Raw genomic sequence first — 16,935 nt, forward strand, 5'->3', positions numbered from 1 at the left:
GTGACGGACCCCGCGCAGCTCACCCACGTCGACGCCGCGGGCGCGGCCCGCATGGTCGACGTCTCCGCCAAGGCGGTCTCCGGTCGGCTCGCGGTGGCCGCCGGCCGGCTGCGCACCACCGGCGAGGTGGTCGACCTGCTGCGCCGCGACGGGCTGCCCAAGGGCGACGCGCTCGCCGTCGGCCGGCTCGCCGGCATCATGGGGGCCAAGCGGACCCCGGATCTGATCCCGCTCTGCCACCCGATCGCGCTGCACGGCGTGACGGTCGACCTCGCGCTGACCGATGACACCGTCGAGATCACCGCCACGGCCCGCACCGCCGACCGCACCGGCGTGGAGATGGAGGCCCTGACCGCCGTCGCGGTCGCCGGCCTCGCCCTGGTCGACATGGTCAAGGCGGTCGACCCGGCGGCGTCGGTCGACGCGGTGCGGGTCCTGCGCAAGGAAGGCGGCAAGACGGGCCTGTGGCAGCGGCCGGCGGACCGGCCGTGATCCGCGCCCGGGTGGTGGTCGCCTCCAACCGCGCGTCGGCCGGCGTGTACGCCGACACCAGCGGCCCGCTGCTCGTCGCCGGCCTGCGCGAGCTGGGCTGCCAGGTCGACGACCCGGTGGTGGTGCCCGACGGCGAGCCGGTCGGCGCGGCGCTGCGGGCCGCCCTCGCCGACGGGGTCGACGTGGTGCTGACCAGCGGCGGCACCGGGATCACCCCGACCGACCGCACCCCCGACGTGACCCGCGCGCTGCTCGACCACGAGATCCCCGGCATCGCCGAGGCGATCCGCGCGCACAGCCGGGACCGGGTCCCGACGTCGGCGCTGTCCCGGGGCGTCGCCGGGGTGGTCGGCCGGATGCTGGTGGTCAACCTGCCCGGCTCCACCGGCGGCGCCCGCGACGGCCTCGCCGTCCTCGGCCCGATCCTGGCCCACGCCGTCGACCAGCTCCGGGGCGGCGACCACTGAGCGGTCCATCCGGTCCGCCCGATGTCCGGACGCGGTCCGGCGACCCGGGGCGGCGGGCGTGGGACGGCGCGGCCACTGGCGGGGCGGGTCCCGCCGGCCGACGCTAGGCTCGGCCGGTGAGCACGGAAACCGCGTCCGCCGCGGAACAGGTCGCCGTACCGCCGCCGGCCGGCTGGGAGGAGGCCCGCTCCCGGGTGTACGCCGTAGGCCTCGCCGCCGCGCTGCCCGCCGTCGGCCGGCCGCTCGCCGACACCGACGGGCACACCCTCGCCGAGCCGCTGACCACCCGCACCGACCTGCCCGCCTTCCCCACCTCCAGCGTGGACGGCTGGGCGGTGCGCGGGGACGGGCCGTGGCGGGTCGTCGGCCGGGTGCTGGCCGGCGGCAGCCCGGCCCCGCTGCCCGACGACGGCACCGCCGTCGAGATCGCCACCGGCGCGATGGTGCCCGAGGGGGTCACCGCGATCCTGCGGGTCGAGGAGTCCACCCGCACCGCCGACGGCCGGATCGCCGGCACTCCCCGGCCGAGCCCGGAGTGGCGCAACCCCGGCGAGGAGGCGTACGCCGGTGAGAGGCTGCTCCCGGCGGGCACCCCGGTCGACCCGGCGGTGATCGGCCTGGCCGCCTCCTGCGGGCACGACACCCTGCGGGTGCGCCGACCGCCCCGCGCCGCGCTGCTGGTCTTCGGCGACGAGCTGCTGACGTCGGGGCCGCCGGCCGCCGGCCGGGTCCGCGACGCCCTCGGGCCGGCCGTGCCGGCGTGGCTGCGGCGGTACGGCTGCCAGGTGCGCCCCGCCGACGTGGTCGGCCCGGTGGCGGACACGCTGCCGGCGCACGTCGCGGCCCTGCGCGCCGCGCTGGCCACCGCCGACCTGGTCTGCACCACGGGCGGGACGATGCACGGCCCGGTCGACCACCTGCACCCCACCCTGGAGGCGCTCGGCGCGGACTACGTGGTCAACACGGTCGCGGTCCGTCCCGGGTTCCCGATGCTGCTGGCCCGGCTGGTCGACCCGGACGGCCGGGTCCGCTTCGTCGCCGGCCTGCCCGGCAACCCGCAGTCCGCGATCGTCGCGCTCGTCTCGCTGGTCGCGCCGCTGCTGGCGGGCCTACAGGGCCGGCCGATGCCGGTGCTGCCGCACGCCACGCTGGCCGAGGCGGTGCCGGGGCGCGGCGACCACACCCACCTGGCACTGGTCCGGCTGGACCGGGTCGCCGGCACCGCCCACCCGGTCCGGCACGTCGGGTCGGCGATGCTGCGCGGGCTGGCCAGTGCCGACGGCTTCGCGGTCATCCGTCCCGGCACGACCGGCGAGCCGGGCGCGCGGGTGCCGGTCGTGCCGCTGCCCCTGGTCCCAGGGGAGCGGTCGTGGTGACCGTCTTCGGCACGGTCACCACCGAGCCGCTGGACCTGGCCGCGCACGAGGCGGCGGTGGCCGACCGGCGGGCCGGGGCGGTGGTGTCGTTCCAGGGCGTGGTCCGCGACCACGACCACGGCCGCGCGGTGCTCAGCCTGGAGTACGAGGGGCACCCGAGCGCCGCCGCCGTGCTCCGGGAGGTCGCCGCCGAGGTGGCCGCCGACCCGGACGTCCACGCGGTCGCCGTGTCGCACCGCGTCGGCCCGCTCGCCATCGGCGACGCGGCCCTGGTGGCGGCGGTGAGCACCGCGCACCGGGCCGCCGCGTTCACCGCCTGCGCCCGGCTCGTCGACGAGGTGAAGGCGCGGCTGCCGATCTGGAAGCGGCAGGTCTTCGCCGACGGCACCGAGGAGTGGGTCAACTGCCCCTGACGGCACCCGCGGCGCGGCCGAAGCGGTCGGCGTAGAAGGCCGGCTCGGCACCCGGCCGCCACGGCAGCGCGGCGACGAGCACGATCAGGGCCACGGCCAGCGAGTTTTCCATCAGCGCGCCGAACAGGCCGTCCTGGTAGTGCGACACCTCGGGTAGCTGGTGCTCGTACGGCCAGATGGGCGAGATCAGGAACAGCAGGTAGAGCCCCACCGCCGCCACGCCGTGCCGCAGGCCGGTCAGCGTCGGATACCAGATCGGCGGGCGCAGCCCGTTGACCCCGGGCAGCCCACCATAGGACGACGCCTGGCCGGGGCGCTGCACCACGCCCCGGCTCGCCTCCCGGCGGCGTAGCGCGGCGTCGGCCAGGACGACGACCGCCGGGACGACCCAGACCAGGTGGTGCGACCAGGAGATCGGGCTGACGACGTTCGCGGTGAGCCCGACCAGGGTGAACGCGGTCAGCTCGTCACCGTCGGCGCGCGCGCTGACGGCCCGGGACAGCCCGAGCGCGAGCATCAGCACCGAGAACGACAGCCAGAGCAGCCCGGGGGTCTCGATCGAGTCGTAGAGCCGCGCCAGCAGGCCGGCGAGGGACTGGTTCGGGGTCATGTCGGCCGCGCCAACCCGCTCGGTCTGCCAGAGCACGCCGCCGAAGTAGGCCCGCGACTCGGTGCCGACGAGCGCGAAGCCGGCGAGGGTCACCCCGATCGTGGTGCCGACCGCCGTGGCCGCCGCCCGCCACTGTCGGGTGATCATGAGGTACGCGATGAAGAGCGCCGGGGTCAGCTTGACGGCGGTGGCCAGGCCGATCCCGACCCCGGCCCACGCCCCGCTGAACACGAACCGCCGCAGCGGCCCGGCGGCGGCGTCGAACCGGGTGCCCCGCCGCGCCCGCCAGCGCAGCCCGATCAGGTCGGCCATGATCAGCGCGAACAGCAGCAGGTTGACCTGCCCGTAGCCGAGGGTCTCACGCCCCGGCTCGATGGCGATCGCCATCGGCGTCGCGATGCCCACCGTGTACCACAACGGCCAGCCCAGCCGGTCGACGATCGGCCGCAGCAGCCCGGCCAGGACGAGGGCGAGCGCGCCGATGCTCGCCAGCGCGTTGAGCCAGCCGGCGACGTCCACGGGCACCAGCGCCATGGGCAGCATCACCAGCGCGCCGAACGGCGGGTAGGTGAAGCCGAGCGTGGTGGAGGGGGCGATGAAGTCGTACAGCTCGTTGCCGTTCGCCCACCACACCACCGCGCCGTGGTAGATCTTCATGTCGAAGAAGTTGTACGGCCGCCCGAAAGCGCCGATCGCGAGCCACGCCGCGTACGCGACGGTGGCCACGACACCGGCCCGTACCGCCGTCCTGCGGTCGACCCCACGGGTCGCGCGACGGACCGGGGCGAGGCGGTCCATCCGTCGTCCGACGGTTGCCGGCATGGCGTGGCCACCCCCATACCAAGGTCGTCCTACCCGTCCAGGTCCAGCACGGAGCCTAGAACGGCGCCTCACGTTGATGCCTCCCGCGTTATGCGACCGTGTCCGATCCCACACTGGTTTTTTACATTTCCACCGCGTTAACGCCTACCGGGCGGTTCAGGTGATTCGCGGCGTTGGCGGGGGCGGGCCACCGGGAACGGGGTCGCGCCGCAGGTCAGCCGGGCAGTCGACGGGCGGTGGCGGCCGAGCGTACGGCGATCCGGGCCTCGCGGCGGGCCGTGCGGACGGCCCGGGCCACCGACCGTCGCGAGTGGCCGATCCGGTGACCGGCGCGCCACCGCAGGCCCGGCTTGCCCTCGGTGTCGGCGGCGGCCAGCAGCAGCCCACCGAGGAGCCCGAGGTTCTTCAGGAAGTGGACCTGGTTCTGCGTCCGCTCGGCCGGGTCGACACTGTTCCAGAAGGGATGGCCGGCGGCGGTCGTCGGGATCAGCGTGCCGGCGAGCACCAGCGCGGCCGGGCGGGTGAACCTGCCGGTGGCCAGCATCAGCCCGCCGACGAGCTGGGTGGCCGCGTTGGCGCGGATCAGCGTCTCGGTGTCGGTGGGGATGCGGGGCGAGACCTGCTGGAGCAGCGGGGTCACCCGGTCGGTGACCGGCTTCGCCGCCGGCACCAGCCGCCCGGGATGCTGGAGGTTGCGGGCGCCGCTGACCACGAAGATGCCGCTCAACATGACGCGGGCGAGGGAACGCACGGGTGTCATGGACCAGTCATACCCCGTCGCGGGCGTCGCCACCCCTGCAACGGCCCGATCCGATCGGCGAACGTGGACGTCGCGGGCGTGCCCGTGGCCTGCGGGCCGTCGTGCCGGTCGAAGCGCGTCGCCGATGGGAGCGCCACGCCGATCGGGGCGACCGTCGGTGGTGGACCCGGCTCGGCGGGTAACCTCGCCCGGGTGACGACTCTGCGGCTGCGTCCCGAGGGCCCGGCGGACACCGGCCCCGTCCGGCGGGTGCTGACCGCCGCGTTCGCCCGCCCGGACGTGTCGACCCCGCCCGAGGTGGGGCTGGTCGAGGACCTCCGCGGCACCGAGGCCTGGATCCCCGAGCTGGCCATGGTCGCCGAGTACGGCGGCGAGGCGGTCGGCTACGCCCTGCTCACCCGGGTCCAGGTGCGCGGCGACGGCGGGAGCGCCCCGGCGCTGGCCCTCGGCCCGGTGGCGGTCGCCCCCCACCGGCAGCGGATCGGGCACGGCACGGCCGTGGTGCAGGCCGCCCTGGACGCCGCCACCGAGCTCGGCGAGCGACTCGTGGTGCTGCTCGGGGACCCGGCCTACTACCGGCGGTTCGGCTTCACCCGTGCCGACCGGATGGGGCTGACCAGCCCGTGGTCCGGCCTGGGCGACCCGTGGCAGGCGCTGGTCCTGCCCGCCAGCACCAGCGGGGACGGCCCCGTGCCCCGGGGCGAGGTGCTGTTCCCGCCGCCCTGGTCGAAGGTCTGACCGCTGCCGGGCCGGCATGTGTCGCCGGCGGGCCGGGTGCTGGGGCGGTCAGGCGGGCTGGGTGCGCAGGTAGCGGCCGAAGTGCGGGACGGTGAACGCGACCGTGCCGCGCTCCCCGGAGTAGATCAGCCCCTTCTTGATCAGCGCGTCCCGCGCCGGGGAGAGGCTCGCCGGCTTGCGCCCGAGCGCGCGGGCGATCTCGGCGGTCGGCACGGCCGCGTCCATGTCGTCCCGGCCGCCCGCGTCCCCTTCGACCAGGGACAGGGTGGCCATCGCGCGCATGTACTCGCGCTCGGCCGGCGTGGCCCGCTCGAACCGGGAGCCGAAGAAGCCCACCGCCAGCTCGGCCTCCGCCTCGGGGGCGGCCACCCGGACGTCCGCGTCGGTGATCGGGGAGCGCGGCGCATGGTCCCAGGTCGCCTTGCCGTACGCCTGGACGAAGTACGGGTAGCCGCCCGACTTCTCGTAGAGCAGGTCGAGGGCCTTCGGCTCGTACTCCACCTCCTCGCGCTCGGCCGGCGCGCAGAGCGCCTGGTCGGCGGCGATCCGGTCGAGCCGGTCGATGCGCTGGTAGCGGAACAGCCGCTCCGAGTACGACTTGGCCGCGCTGAGCACGGCCGGCAGGTGCGGCAGGCCCGCACCCACCACGATCAGCGGCGCGCCGAGCTGCGACAGCTCGTGGCAGGCGGCGCAGAGCGCCGAGACGTCCTCGGGGCCGAGATCCTGCATCTCGTCGATGAAGACGGCGATGCCGGTGCCCACGTCGGCGGCCACCGCCGCGGCGTCGCTGAGCAACTCCACCAGGTCGATCTCGATGTCGCCGGAATCGGCCCGGCCCGTCGCGGCCGGCACGTCGATGCCCGGTTGCCAGCGGTCGCGCAGCTTCGGGGCCGCGCCCGCCCGCCCGGTCGGCGCGGACCGCTGGGCGAACGCCTTCAACACCCCGAGGAACGCGTCGATCCGGTCCGGGGCGCGGTGCCGGGGCGCCAGCTCCCGCACCGCCATGTGCAGCGCGGCGGCGACCGGGCGGCGCAGCGACTGGTCCGGCCGTGCCTCGATCTTGCCGGTGCCCCAGAGGCGGGTGATCGCCTGCGAGCGCAGGGTGTTGAGCAGGACGGTCTTCCCGACGCCACGCAGGCCGGTGAGCATCAGGCTGCGCTCGGGGCGGCCCCGCGCGATGCGTTCGAGGACGACGTCGAAGACGTCCAGCTCCCGCCCCCGCCCCGCGAGCTCGGGCGGGCGCTGGCCGGCGCCCGGGGCGTACGGGTTGCGGACCGGATCCACGAATCGCACAGTATCGGGCCGTCTAGCTGGGAGGCTAGACATCCGTAGAGGACACTACCGGCGTGTCGCCGGCCGTCGAGGCAAAACTAGGGCTGTCTAGCGTCCAGGCTAGACAGCCCTAGTTTCGGGTAGCGGTTCTGTGCCCGGCGGCGCGAACCCCGCCGGCCCAACCCCAGCGTGCCCGGGCTCCTCAGCTCGTGCGCTTCGTCAGGCAGAGCACGTAGTCGAGGGCGTCGATCGGGTTGTCGCTGACGAAGTTGGCGGTCGCGTTCGGCGACGCCGTCTTGCACCGGTCGCCGTTCGTGGTGCCCGGGATGCGCAGCAGGACCTCGTACGTGTCCGGCCCGCACGGAACCTTCCGCAGGTCGGCGTTCGCGTCCGTGCCGTCGTTGACCACGCAGTCACCCCTGGCGAAGTCCCGGTCGTCGTCCTCGGTCGGGCTCGGCTCGGCCGTGGTCGGGGCGGCCGTCGGGTCTTCCGTCGCGGCGTCGCTCGGCTCGCCCGTAGGCGCCGCCGACGTGGTCACCGTCGGCGCCGCCGAGCCGTCGTCGTCGGCCACCCGCCAGATCCCCCACCCGGCCAGCCCGAGGCAGGGGCAGAGCAGCAGCACGATCACCAGGGCGATGATCAGGCCGATCCGGCGGCCCCTGCCCGGCGCGGGCGGGGCGAGGGGAGAGGGCCCGTACCCCGGAGGCGGCGGCGGACCCCACGGCCCGGCCGGGCCCGGCTGGGTGACGGGAGGAAAGGGGCCGGGGGGCGGGTAACCGCCGGGCTGGCCGGCAGCGGGCTGGGGCGGTGGGTAGCCCGGCGGGCCGGCGGGCGGCCGGGCGTACGGGTCGTCGGGTGCGCCGGAGCCGGGTGGTCCGAAGGATGACATCTCTTCCCCAGGGGTGTGGCGGACGGGGGCGTGGCACCGGGTGAGCGGGGTCAGCGGAGCTTCGGGCAGGAGCACTCAGCGGAGCTTCAGGCAGAGCACGAAGTCGAGGGTGTCCAGCTGGCTGTCGAAGAAGTACCAGTTGGTGTAGCCGGTCACCTTGGCGCACTTCGCCTCGGCATCCTTCTCCCCACTGGTCTGCCCGTCGAACCGGCGCAGCACCTCGTACGTCTTCGGGCCGCACGGGCTGATCAGCAGCTTGGGCTTGCCGCCGGCCGGCCCCTCGTTGCGTACGCACTGCCCCACCTTGACGAACCGGGGGTCCGCCGACGACTCGGGCGCCGGGGCGGTGGGCGCGGCCGTCGGCGCCGCCGGGGTGTCCTCCGCCGTCGGATCGGCGCTGGGCGCGGCGGGACCGGCGGCGGGCGGCGGACCGTCCTGCCGCAGCAGGTACCACACCGCCGCGCCGCCGACGAGCGCGAGCACGACCAGGGTGGCCAGCACGGCGGTCAGCGGACCACGACGGCGCTTGCGGTCCGACGACGGCCCGGCCTCCCCGGGATACGGAGACGCAGGCCCTCCGGGATACGACGGCGGGGCCCCTCGGGGATACGGCGGCACGGGCTCTCCCGGGTAGGGCGGCGCTCCGCCGAATCTCGGGTACGGCGTGGGGGGCTGCCGGTCGTCGACGTACCGGTCCCCGGGGTGCGCCGGGCCGGCCCCCGCCGGCCGGTACACGTCGGTGCGCCCCGGGTCGTGGGGTCCGGGTCCGCCCCACGGGCCGGGCTGCGGTTCCCGGGCACCGGCCGCGAACCGGCCGGGGTCACCCGGCCACGGTGCCCGCTCAGCCGGCTGCGGGCCGGGCTGTGGGGGGCCGTAACGCCCGGCGGGACCCGGCTCGGGCGGATGCCCGGCGTACGTCGGATACGGACCCGGCTCGGGCCGGTGGCCGGGGGGTGGGCCCGGCTCGGGCCGGTAGCCGCCCTGCGACGGGTACCCCGGCTCCGGTGCGGCCGACCGGCGCGACGGGCCCGCCGCATCCGGGTGCCCCCAGGCGTCGTCCGCCCACGGCTCGGCCGGCGTGCCGTACCCGCCGTCGGGCCGTCGCCCGGGCCCCGGCCCGGCGGGACCCTCACCCGATGGTCCGTAGTTCGACATGCGCACCCTCCTACCCCGAGCGGTGAGGCCGGCCACCAACCAGGGACGCCGACGCCGTGGTCACCGTAGCGTGGCGAACCGATGACATCACCACCCCGGCGGGTCACGCCACCCCTACCGAACGTGCCGGAGCCGGCCGGCGGACCCTCCGCGCCGGCGGCCCGACCGGCGCTGATCTGGACGGCGCTGGCCGTCGTCTACGTCCTCTGGGGCTCCACCTACCTGGGCATCCGGGTCGCGGTGGAGTCGCTGCCGGCCCTCGCGTCGGCCGGCCTCCGGTTCGGCGCCGCCGCCGCCGTGCTCGCGCTCGTTCTCCGGGTACGCCGGGGCGCCGGTGCCCTGCGCGTCGACCGGCGGCAACTCGGCTCCGCCGCTGCGGTCGGCGTGCTCCTGCTGGCCGGCGGCAACGGCATGGTGGTCCTCGCCGAGTCGGGCCCGCCCGGGACGGCGGTGCCCTCCGGTATCGCGGCGCTGCTGGTCGCCACGGTTCCGCTGCTGGTCGTCCTGCTCCGGACGGTCGGCGGCGACCGTCCCCGGGTGTGGACCTTCGCCGGGGTGACGCTGGGCTTCCTCGGCCTGGTCCTGCTGGTGCTGCCGACCGGTGGGTCGGGCGCGGCTCCGCTGGCCGGCGCGCTGACCGTGGTCGTGGCGGCCACCTGCTGGTCGGTCGGGTCGTTCCTGGCCGGGCGGCTGCGGATGCCCACGGATCCGTTCGTCGCCACCGTCTACGAGATGGTCGCCGGCGCGGTGGCGCTGACCGTGCTCGCCGCCGCCCGGGGCGAGCTGCGGGACTTCGACCCGGGGCGGGTCACCGGCCGGTCGTGGCTCGCCCTCGCGTACCTGATGATCGCCGGCTCACTGGTCGCCTTCACCGCGTACGTCTGGCTGCTGCACCACGCGCCGATCTCGCTGGTGTCCACCTACGCGTACGTGAATCCGGTGGTCGCGGTCGCGCTCGGCGCGTTGCTGGTCGCGGAGCCGATCACCACCCAGGTGCTGCTCGGTGGCGCGGTGATCGTCGCCGGGGTCGCGTTGGTGGTCAGCACGGAACGCCCCGGACGGCCCACCGGGACGGCGGCCCGACCCGCCCGGCGGTAGCGTCCGGCCGGTGCCCACCACCGGCCCGCCGACCGTCGCCGTCCTGGCCCTGACCAGCCGGCCGACCGTCGGCGTTCTCGTCCTTGCGCTGATCGGAGCGGTGATCGGGGCGTTCGTGCCGTGGCTGACGGGGCGCTTCACCGCCGTACCCCGGCTGGTTTCCACCGGGTTCGTTCCCCGCCGGCCCGTTCGCAGCCGGGGCGGGGCGGCCCGGGGGAGGGTGGTGGCCTGGGCGGCGGTTGCCGCGGTGGTCTTCGGCGGGCTCGGCGTCGCGCCCGGCGTCGGCTCGGCGCTGCCGGCGTTCCTCGCGGTGGCGGCGGCCGGCCTGGTGCTCGCGGCGGTGGACCTGGCCTGCCTGCGGCTGCCGGACCCGCTGGTCGGCCTGGCGGCGCTCGGCGCGGTGGCCGGGCTGGTCACGGCGGCGGCGGTCGACGGCCGGCCGGATCGGCTGCTAGCGCCGCTGGCCGGGGCGGGGCTGTCCTTCTTCGGGTATGCGCTGCTCGCCCTCCTGCCCGGCTCGCGGCTCGGCTTCGGGGACGTGAAGCTGGCCGCCGCGCTGGGGCTGCCGCTCGGTTGGCTGGGCTGGCCGGCGCTGCTGACCGGGCTGGTCCTGCCGCACGTGCTGCACGGGCTGGCCGTGTTGGGCCTGCTGGCCGCCCGCCGGGTAGGCCGGGACACCCTGCTGCCGCTCGGGCCGGCCCTACTCGCCGGTGCCTGGCTGGCGGCCCTCACCGCCTGACCGCACCCCGCCGGCCCCGGCCGGCCCAGCGCCCCCGCCCCTTCAGCGGCGGTGGTGAGCGCCGCCCAGGTGTCACCCCTGAATCACCTGGGCGACGCCGTCCTCATCGCACCTCCCGGTGGCCGCCGGCTAGCGACTGACCAGCTCGAACGCCTCGGCGAGGAGCTGGTAGGAACGCAGCCGGGCCTTCGGATCGTGCACCAGCGTGTTGATCACGAGCTCCTCGACGCCGTGCACGTCGGCGAGCTGGGTCAGCGCCGTCCGCACCTGCTCCGGGGTGCCGCAGAAGACCGCCGAGGTGTTGGCGAACCGACGGTGCTGCTCCGCGGGTGTCCAGTCGTGCCGCCGGGTGGCCTCGGGCGAGGGGAAGCGCTCGTCGTGTCCGAGGTCCCGCCTGCTGCGCCACAGCAGCACCGCTTCGGTGAGGTCCCGGACCTCCTCTGTGGTCTCGGCCACGACGACCCGTACGGCCAGCGCCGACTGCCGGGGGGCCGGCGGGGTCGGTGGGACGAACCGCTGCCGGTATGCGTCGAGCACGTCCAGGGCGGGCCGGGGGTCGAGGAAGTGGCCGAAACAGAAGTTGGCGCCCCGCTCGGCGGCGAGCAGGGCCGAGCGGGTCCCCGCGCCGAGCAGCCAGACCTGCGGCGGCACCGCCGCTGCCCGGCTGGTCGCGAGCTGTCGCAGGCCGGCGGTCAGTGCCGAGAGCTTGGCCGGGAAGGTCTCCGCCGGCCCGCCGGCCCGGCCGAGGCCGAGGTCGACCCGGCCGGGGTGCAGCTCGGCCAGGACGGTGAACGTCTCGGCCACCCGCATCGGGTCGTGCCGGGGCAGCAACACCCCGCCGCTGCCGACCCGCATGGCACGGGTGTTCTCCAGCACTGTGGCGACGAGTACGTCCGGGGACACTCCGGCGAAACCGGCGGCGTGATGGTGCTCGGCCACCCAGAACCGGGTGAAGCCGAGGCCGTCCAACTCGGCGGCGAGTTCCACGGTCTGCCGCAGGGCGGTGGCGGAGGTGGTGCCGTCGGGAACGAGGGACTGGTCGAGCACCGAGAGCCTGAGGGTCATCGCCGACCATCCGCTCGGGCCCGGGTGGCCGGTACGATCCGGAAGTCCGCCTGGAAGACCAGGTTGTGCAGGTCGGCCGCTGCGATGGCCCGCAGGGTGTCGATCTGGCCGGCGGCGTCGGCGGTGCTGAAGACGTTCAACGGCCATTCGCCGACCGTGCCGCCGCGCAGGTGCGGGTGGTGGAAGCCCCGGCCGTAGTGGGCGTGGATGGTGATCGGGGCGACACCGGCGCGTTCCTGCTCCCGCCAGGAGAGCGTCCAGAGCGCGGCCAGCCCGCCGTCACGGCTGGGTTGGGGGCCGACCAGTTCGATCTGCCCGGAGTTCAGCAACAGCGTCTCGTCGATCTCGCGGAGTGCCTGCCTCGCGTACGGGTCCAGCAGGGTGACCGCCTCGGTGAAGAGCCGCTCCTTGTCGGCCCGGCGTACCAGGTCGCCGTGGGTGCCGTCCCGCAGGTCGGCGAAATGTCGCAGCAGAGCCTCCAGGTGCGGCTCGGCGGATCCCTGGGTGGTGGAAACGTTGTTGGTCGTCACGACATCGCCCTTCTGGTCTGGGTCGTCGCGGAGAAATCGCGCGGCCGGTTCAGCACCTCGCGCAGGGTGGCGCCGAGCCAGCTCCGTAACGGGTCGTCGGCGGCGCGGTCCCGGCCGCTCGACTGCGTGGGCGGGCGCAGGAACACGCCGTGCCCGAGTTGGGGAAACTCGCGGAAACTGACCGGGACGGCGGCGCCGGTGAGGCGCTCGGCGTACGCCCGGACGTCGTCGGCGACCGGGTCCCGGGAGCCGACGACGAGCACGGCCGGGGCGACGTCGGTCAGGTCGGCGGCTTCGGCCGGAGTGCTGTAGTGCCCGGTGCTGGCGTCGAACCGGTATCCGGGCCCCCGGTAGGCCTCCCAGGACCCGACCAGCCCGCCCCGGGTGGGGAAGCTGGCCGGGTCGGTCCGGTAGGACGCGGCGTCGCACTCCGGGTCGATCGGCGGATACGCGAGCACCTGCGCGCCGAGCGGTCGGTGCCGGTCCCGCCAGACGAGGGCGGCGCAGGAGGCCAGCGTGCCCCCGGCGCTGTCCCCGCCCACGGCGATCCGGCTGCCGGGCTGTTCGCGGTCGGCCTGCCGCTGGGCCCAGTCCATCACGTCCAGAACGTCGTGCAGCGCCGCCGGGTGTCGGTGTCGCGGCGCCAGCCGGTAGTCGACGCTGACCACCGTGCCGCCGGCCAGCCGGGCGAGGTCGGCGCAGGCGTGGTGCCAGGCCCCGCCCACCGATCCGCCGGTCCAGCTTCCGCCGTGCGCCCAGACCAACCAGAGGTCGCTGGCCCGGGTGGGGCGGAAGAGGCGGATCGGCACCTGTCGACTCTCCGTGGCCACGGTGGTGGCGGTCCAGCCGACGGCCGGGTCCTCGTCGGCGCCCTCCCGGAGAGGGCCGGTCCTGACGTTCATGCCGCTGGCCCTCCTCCTGCGTGGAGCGGGTTCGTCGGAGCCCGGCTCACGTGGCGACCTCGGCGGGTGCCTTCGCCTCCCGGGGGGCCCGGAGCGTGACGGCAACGACGAGGGCGGTGGCCACACAGAGCAGGGTGTTGACGACGATGGCTGCGGAGACCCCGGAGAGCACGGTCGAGGGGCTCTCCCCGCCGCCGAGCGAGTTGACCCGTGCCGTCACGATCGCCGACATGATCGGGATGCCGAGGGTGATGCCGATCTGCTGGCTCATCGTCGCCAGGCCGGTGGCCAGGCCCTGCTCCCCGTCGGGTAGCCCCGAGGTGGCGGTGACCATGAAGCCGACGATCGCGATCAGGTTCGCCACGCCGCCGAGGAAGGTGGCGACCAGCAGCACCGGCATCCAGGCGGAGTCGGGGCCGAGGAAGATCAACGGGAGGGTCGCGGCGGCCTGCGCGAGCAAGCCCACGACGATGGCGCGGGCGCTGCCCAGCCGACCGATGATCTTCGGACCGACCATGCCGCCGAGGACGGTGCCGACGCCGAGGACGGCGAAGGACAGGCCGGCGGCCAGGGCCGAGTAGCCGAGCACCTTCTGCAGGTAGAGGGTGAGCAGGAAGACCAGCGAGGTCTCGGTGGCGAAGGCAAGCAGGCCCGCGAGGTTGCCGATGCCGACCGTCGGGCGACGCAGGATCTGGACCGGTACCAGCGGTGCCTCCGCCCGACGCTCGATCATGAAGAACGTGATCAGCAGGACGGCGGCGACGGCGAGCGAGCCCAGCGCGACCGGGTCGGTCCAGGACTTCTCACCGGCGATGGTGAGGCCGTACACCAGGGCCAGCAGACCGGCGGTCACGGTGACGGCGCCGGGGACGTCGAGGCGGGGACGCTCGGCGGGGCGGCTCTCCGTGAGCACCGCCGGCGCGATCAGCAGCACGACGACCGCGACGAGCACGTTGATGAAGAACGCCCAGCGCCAGCTGAGCAGGTCGGTCAGGACGCCGCCGAGGATCGCCCCGGTGGTGAAGCCGGCGGCCATCAGCGCTCCGTTCAGGCCGAGCGCCCGGTCCCGAGCGGGTCCCTCCCGGAACGAGGTGGTGAGCAGCGAGAGCGCCGCCGGTATGACCGCGGCGGTGGCAAGGCCCTGGGCGACGCGCGCGACCAGCAGCAGACCGGGGCTGTTGGCGACGCCGCCGACCAGGGACGACACGCCCAGCAGCAGGATGCCGGCGAGGAAGAGCCGACGCCGGCCGAAGAGGTCTGCGACGCGGCCGAACAGCAGGGTGCAGCCAGCGGCGAACAGGGCGAAGGAGGTGGCGATCCACTGGAGGTTCTCCAGGGAGAAGCCGACGTCGTTCCCGATGACCGGCAGGGCGACGTTGAGGATGGAGAAGTCGACAGCGAGAGTGAAACTCGCCGTGAGCAGGACGGCGAGGACCAACCGTTCCCGCTTGGTCATTCCGCTGGACGGCTGCGACAGTTCCGGCGGGCTGAGCTGCTGGCGACTTGTCATGGTGCGTCACTCCCTTGGTGACCAGGTGAACTGCTTGTGCCTTCACCCTGCGTGCCGTCGACCGGGGCAGCCAGACCTCTGCCGACGCTATCCTGAGGCTGTCTAGCACTGACAGTGACAGGCAGACCCCGAACGGTTCAGGCAGGATGGTCCCCATGAAGGAAGAGAACGGGCTCGGGGTGGGTGAGCTGGGTGCCTTTCTGCGCAGTCGTCGGGCGCAGGTAGCCCCCGAGGACGTCGGTCTTGTCTCCTACGGCGCCCGCCGGGTGCCTGGCCTGCGTCGGGAGGAGCTGGCCCATCTGGCCGGGGTCAGCGCCACCTACTACACCCGGCTCGAGCAGGGGCAGAGCAGCAATGCGTCCGAATCGGTCATCGAGTCCCTCGCCAGGGCGCTCGGGCTGAACGAGGACGAACGGCAGCACCTCTACGACCTGGCCCGGCCGCAGCCGTCGAAGCGGCGTCGGACCGTCCGGCCGGACGTGGCCCGCCAGGGCACCCGCCGGTTGCTCGACGCGATGCGTGACGTGCCTGCGGTGGTCCTCGGCCGGCGCAGCGAGGTGCTGGCGTGGAACCAGCTGGGGCACCGGCTGCTCGCCGGCCACCTGGACGAGAGTGCCCCGAACCGCCCCGCCGACCGCCCCAACCTGACGTGGATGCTGTTCCTCGACCCGCACACCCGTGACCTGTACACGCGGTGGGAGGAGGAGAGCAGCCGAGCGGTGGCGTCGTTGCGGCTGGTGAGTGGGCGTTATCCGGACGACCCGGAGCTGGCCGCCCTGATCGGGGAGCTCTGCGTCAAGAGCCCGGAGTTCTCCACGCTCTGGTCGAAGCACCCCGTGCAGAAGTGCCTCTCCGGTTCGAAATACCTGCGCCACCCCGAGGTCGGGGAGCTGGAGCTGGAGTTCGAGGCGCTCCAGCTGTCCGACGACACCGGGCACCGGATGCTGACGTACACGGCGGTCCCGGGCACCTTCTCGGAAGCGGCGTTGCAGCTTCTCAAAGCCGGCGTGCCCACCGAGGATCCGGTGGTGCGTCGCAACCGCAGCGAAAGCATGCGCCGCCACTGATTCTCCCGAAGCCGGCCGCCGGCATGCAAATTGCGCTTCTTGCGAAGTCGGCTGCCGGCGTGCAAATTGCATCTCTCATTGGCTGACGGCCCCGCCCACGGTCGCGCATTCTCCGCACCGATGAACGGGGTCCTTTCCCGTATGCGCGGCCCGGGCCTTCCTTCCACCCGACCGCCGTCCCGAACAGAGACGGATCATGAAATGGATTTACAGGTAGCGGACAGGGTTTACCTGGTGACCGGGGCTTCCGCCGGTATCGGTGCCGCCATCGTGCGCGTTCTGGCCGCCGAGGGGGCGTTCGTGGTGGGGGTGGCCCGCCGGGAGATCGACGTCGTGAGCGCCGGCCCGCGAGTGAGCGGGATCGGCGCGGACATCACCGATCCCGATTCGGCCGAGCGGATCGTGGCGGAGGTGCTGGCCCGGCACGGCCGGCTGCACGGCCTGGTGAACAACGCCGGCGGCCTGGAGTCCCGGGAGGGCTTCCTGGACATCGACGACAAGCAGTGGCAGTGGACCTTCGACCTGAACTTCCACGCCGCGGTCCGGCTGACCCGGGTGGCCCTGCCGACGTTGCTCGACCAGGGCGAGGGCAGCCTGGTGCACGTCACCAGCGAGGCGGCGCGGTTCCCGGACGCGGCGTTGGCCGACTACGCTGCCGCCAAGACCGCGCTGCTCTCGGTGTCCAAGTCCCTGGCGGTCGAGTTCGGTCCACGGGGGATCCGGTCGAACATCGTTGCCCCGGGCCCGACGAGGACCCGGCTGTGGGACGCCCCGGGTGGCTTCGCCGACCAGCTTGCGGCACGGTTCGGCCTGCCGGTGGAGGAGGCCGTGACCCACTTCGTCCAGGAGGTGCGGCGTCTGCCCAGCGGGCGGCTCGGCACCGCCGACGACGTCGCGAGGGTGGTCGCCTACCTGCTGTCCCCACTTGCGAGTCAGGTCACGGGCGCGGAGTGGGCCATCGATGGTGGAGCATTGCGCCAAATCTGACCAATTTGCTGCGGAATACATTATTGCCGGTAGGCCCCGGGCC

Annotated in this window: 18 protein-coding genes; 9 read left to right on the plus strand and 9 right to left on the minus strand. The window is 74.5% G+C overall.

What is annotated here, in order from left to right:
- The 4 genes from moaC (at position 1) to ACFT41_RS02240 (ending at position 2,748) form a co-directional block, all read left to right on the plus strand.
- Positions 1 to 492, plus strand: a complete 492-nt coding sequence (gene moaC / locus ACFT41_RS02225) for a cyclic pyranopterin monophosphate synthase MoaC (protein ID WP_377581504.1) — start codon at positions 1 to 3, stop codon at positions 490 to 492.
- On the plus strand, positions 489 to 959 hold the full coding sequence (locus ACFT41_RS02230; protein WP_377581507.1) for a molybdenum cofactor biosynthesis protein B: 471 nt from the start codon (positions 489 to 491) through the stop codon (positions 957 to 959). Before moaC ends, ACFT41_RS02230 begins: the two co-directional genes overlap by 4 nt.
- A gap of 116 nt (positions 960 to 1,075) precedes the next feature.
- On the plus strand, positions 1,076 to 2,335 hold the full coding sequence (locus tag ACFT41_RS02235) for a molybdopterin molybdotransferase MoeA (RefSeq protein WP_377581509.1): 1,260 nt from the start codon (positions 1,076 to 1,078) through the stop codon (positions 2,333 to 2,335).
- A complete protein-coding gene (locus ACFT41_RS02240) occupies positions 2,329 to 2,748 on the plus strand; it encodes a molybdenum cofactor biosynthesis protein MoaE (protein WP_377581511.1) in 420 nt (139 codons plus the stop codon). The genes ACFT41_RS02235 and ACFT41_RS02240 overlap by 7 nt, the downstream gene beginning before the upstream one ends.
- Here the strand turns inward: ACFT41_RS02240 and ACFT41_RS02245 are convergent.
- Together ACFT41_RS02245 and ACFT41_RS02250 are read right to left on the minus strand one after the other, a co-directional pair.
- Entirely contained in the window at positions 2,735 to 4,180 is a 1,446-nt protein-coding gene (locus ACFT41_RS02245) for a glycosyltransferase 87 family protein (protein ID WP_377581514.1), read from the minus strand. The genes ACFT41_RS02240 and ACFT41_RS02245 overlap by 14 nt on opposite strands.
- 214 nt (positions 4,181 to 4,394) lie before the next feature.
- Entirely contained in the window at positions 4,395 to 4,940 is a 546-nt protein-coding gene (locus ACFT41_RS02250; protein WP_377581516.1) for a DoxX family protein, read from the minus strand.
- 192 nt (positions 4,941 to 5,132) lie between these two features.
- On the opposite strand from ACFT41_RS02250, the gene ACFT41_RS02255 reads away from it, so the two are divergent.
- Positions 5,133 to 5,678 (plus strand): GNAT family N-acetyltransferase, encoded by a 546-nt coding sequence (locus ACFT41_RS02255; protein ID WP_377581518.1) that lies wholly within the window; start codon positions 5,133 to 5,135, stop codon positions 5,676 to 5,678.
- Positions 5,679 to 5,726: 48 nt separating this feature from the next.
- Here ACFT41_RS02255 and ACFT41_RS02260 read toward each other — a convergent pair whose 3' ends face one another.
- From ACFT41_RS02260 to ACFT41_RS02270, 3 genes are all read right to left on the minus strand, one after another.
- On the minus strand, positions 5,727 to 6,962 hold the full coding sequence (locus ACFT41_RS02260; RefSeq protein ID WP_043960942.1) for an ATP-binding protein: 1,236 nt from the start codon (positions 6,960 to 6,962) through the stop codon (positions 5,727 to 5,729).
- 190 nt (positions 6,963 to 7,152) lie between these two features.
- Positions 7,153 to 7,593, minus strand: coding sequence for a hypothetical protein (locus ACFT41_RS02265; RefSeq protein ID WP_377581606.1), 441 nt, complete (start codon positions 7,591 to 7,593; stop codon positions 7,153 to 7,155).
- Between the two features lie 321 nt (positions 7,594 to 7,914).
- Complete coding sequence (locus ACFT41_RS02270; RefSeq protein ID WP_377581521.1) at positions 7,915 to 8,340, minus strand: hypothetical protein; 426 nt, start codon at positions 8,338 to 8,340, stop codon at positions 7,915 to 7,917.
- Between the two features lie 735 nt (positions 8,341 to 9,075).
- Between ACFT41_RS02270 and ACFT41_RS02275 the strand changes: the two genes are divergently transcribed.
- Together ACFT41_RS02275 and ACFT41_RS02280 are read left to right on the plus strand one after the other, a co-directional pair.
- Positions 9,076 to 10,092 (plus strand): EamA family transporter, encoded by a 1,017-nt coding sequence (locus tag ACFT41_RS02275; RefSeq protein WP_377581525.1) that lies wholly within the window; start codon positions 9,076 to 9,078, stop codon positions 10,090 to 10,092.
- A gap of 10 nt (positions 10,093 to 10,102) precedes the next feature.
- Positions 10,103 to 10,831: a prepilin peptidase gene (locus ACFT41_RS02280; RefSeq protein WP_377581528.1), complete on the plus strand. Its 729-nt coding sequence runs from the start codon at positions 10,103 to 10,105 to the stop codon at positions 10,829 to 10,831.
- Positions 10,832 to 10,960: 129 nt separating this feature from the next.
- Here the strand turns inward: ACFT41_RS02280 and ACFT41_RS02285 are convergent, their stop codons facing one another.
- Genes ACFT41_RS02285 through ACFT41_RS02300 form a run of 4 tightly spaced genes read right to left on the minus strand, consistent with a single transcriptional unit; the run spans position 10,961 to position 14,838 of the window.
- Positions 10,961 to 11,896, minus strand: coding sequence for an MsnO8 family LLM class oxidoreductase (locus tag ACFT41_RS02285; protein ID WP_377581530.1), 936 nt, complete (start codon positions 11,894 to 11,896; stop codon positions 10,961 to 10,963).
- On the minus strand, positions 11,893 to 12,426 hold the full coding sequence (locus tag ACFT41_RS02290; protein ID WP_377581532.1) for a hypothetical protein: 534 nt from the start codon (positions 12,424 to 12,426) through the stop codon (positions 11,893 to 11,895). The genes ACFT41_RS02285 and ACFT41_RS02290 overlap by 4 nt, the downstream gene beginning before the upstream one ends.
- Positions 12,423 to 13,328, minus strand: coding sequence for an alpha/beta hydrolase (locus tag ACFT41_RS02295; protein ID WP_377581535.1), 906 nt, complete (start codon positions 13,326 to 13,328; stop codon positions 12,423 to 12,425). Before ACFT41_RS02295 ends, ACFT41_RS02290 begins: the two co-directional genes overlap by 4 nt.
- Before the next feature lie 46 nt (positions 13,329 to 13,374).
- Positions 13,375 to 14,838 (minus strand): MFS transporter, encoded by a 1,464-nt coding sequence (locus ACFT41_RS02300; RefSeq protein WP_377581538.1) that lies wholly within the window; start codon positions 14,836 to 14,838, stop codon positions 13,375 to 13,377.
- Positions 14,839 to 14,993: 155 nt separating this feature from the next.
- Between ACFT41_RS02300 and ACFT41_RS02305 the strand changes: the two genes are divergently transcribed.
- Both ACFT41_RS02305 and ACFT41_RS02310 read left to right on the plus strand, forming a co-directional pair.
- On the plus strand, positions 14,994 to 15,905 hold the full coding sequence (locus ACFT41_RS02305; protein WP_377581541.1) for a helix-turn-helix transcriptional regulator: 912 nt from the start codon (positions 14,994 to 14,996) through the stop codon (positions 15,903 to 15,905).
- A 234-nt stretch (positions 15,906 to 16,139) separates the two neighbouring features.
- On the plus strand, positions 16,140 to 16,892 hold the full coding sequence (locus ACFT41_RS02310; protein ID WP_377581544.1) for an SDR family NAD(P)-dependent oxidoreductase: 753 nt from the start codon (positions 16,140 to 16,142) through the stop codon (positions 16,890 to 16,892).
- Positions 16,893 to 16,935: the final 43 nt, after the last annotated feature.

Source organism: Micromonospora sp. NPDC057141 (assembly GCF_042670805.1).
GTDB lineage: Bacteria > Actinomycetota > Actinomycetes > Mycobacteriales > Micromonosporaceae > Micromonospora.

Excerpts from the sequence above, each read along its gene's own strand:
- ACFT41_RS02275 (WP_377581525.1), top strand. The coding sequence starts at position 9,076 with ATGACATCACCACCCCGGCGGGTCACGCCACCCCTACCGAACGTGCCG.
- ACFT41_RS02295 (WP_377581535.1), bottom strand. The coding sequence starts at position 13,328 with ATGAACGTCAGGACCGGCCCTCTCCGGGAGGGCGCCGACGAGGACCCG.
- ACFT41_RS02285 (WP_377581530.1), bottom strand. The coding sequence starts at position 11,896 with ATGACCCTCAGGCTCTCGGTGCTCGACCAGTCCCTCGTTCCCGACGGC.
- ACFT41_RS02305 (WP_377581541.1), top strand. The coding sequence starts at position 14,994 with ATGAAGGAAGAGAACGGGCTCGGGGTGGGTGAGCTGGGTGCCTTTCTG.
- ACFT41_RS02300 (WP_377581538.1), bottom strand. The coding sequence starts at position 14,838 with ATGACAAGTCGCCAGCAGCTCAGCCCGCCGGAACTGTCGCAGCCGTCC.
- ACFT41_RS02245 (WP_377581514.1), bottom strand. The coding sequence starts at position 4,180 with ATGCCGGCAACCGTCGGACGACGGATGGACCGCCTCGCCCCGGTCCGT.
- ACFT41_RS02250 (WP_377581516.1), bottom strand. The coding sequence starts at position 4,940 with ATGACACCCGTGCGTTCCCTCGCCCGCGTCATGTTGAGCGGCATCTTC.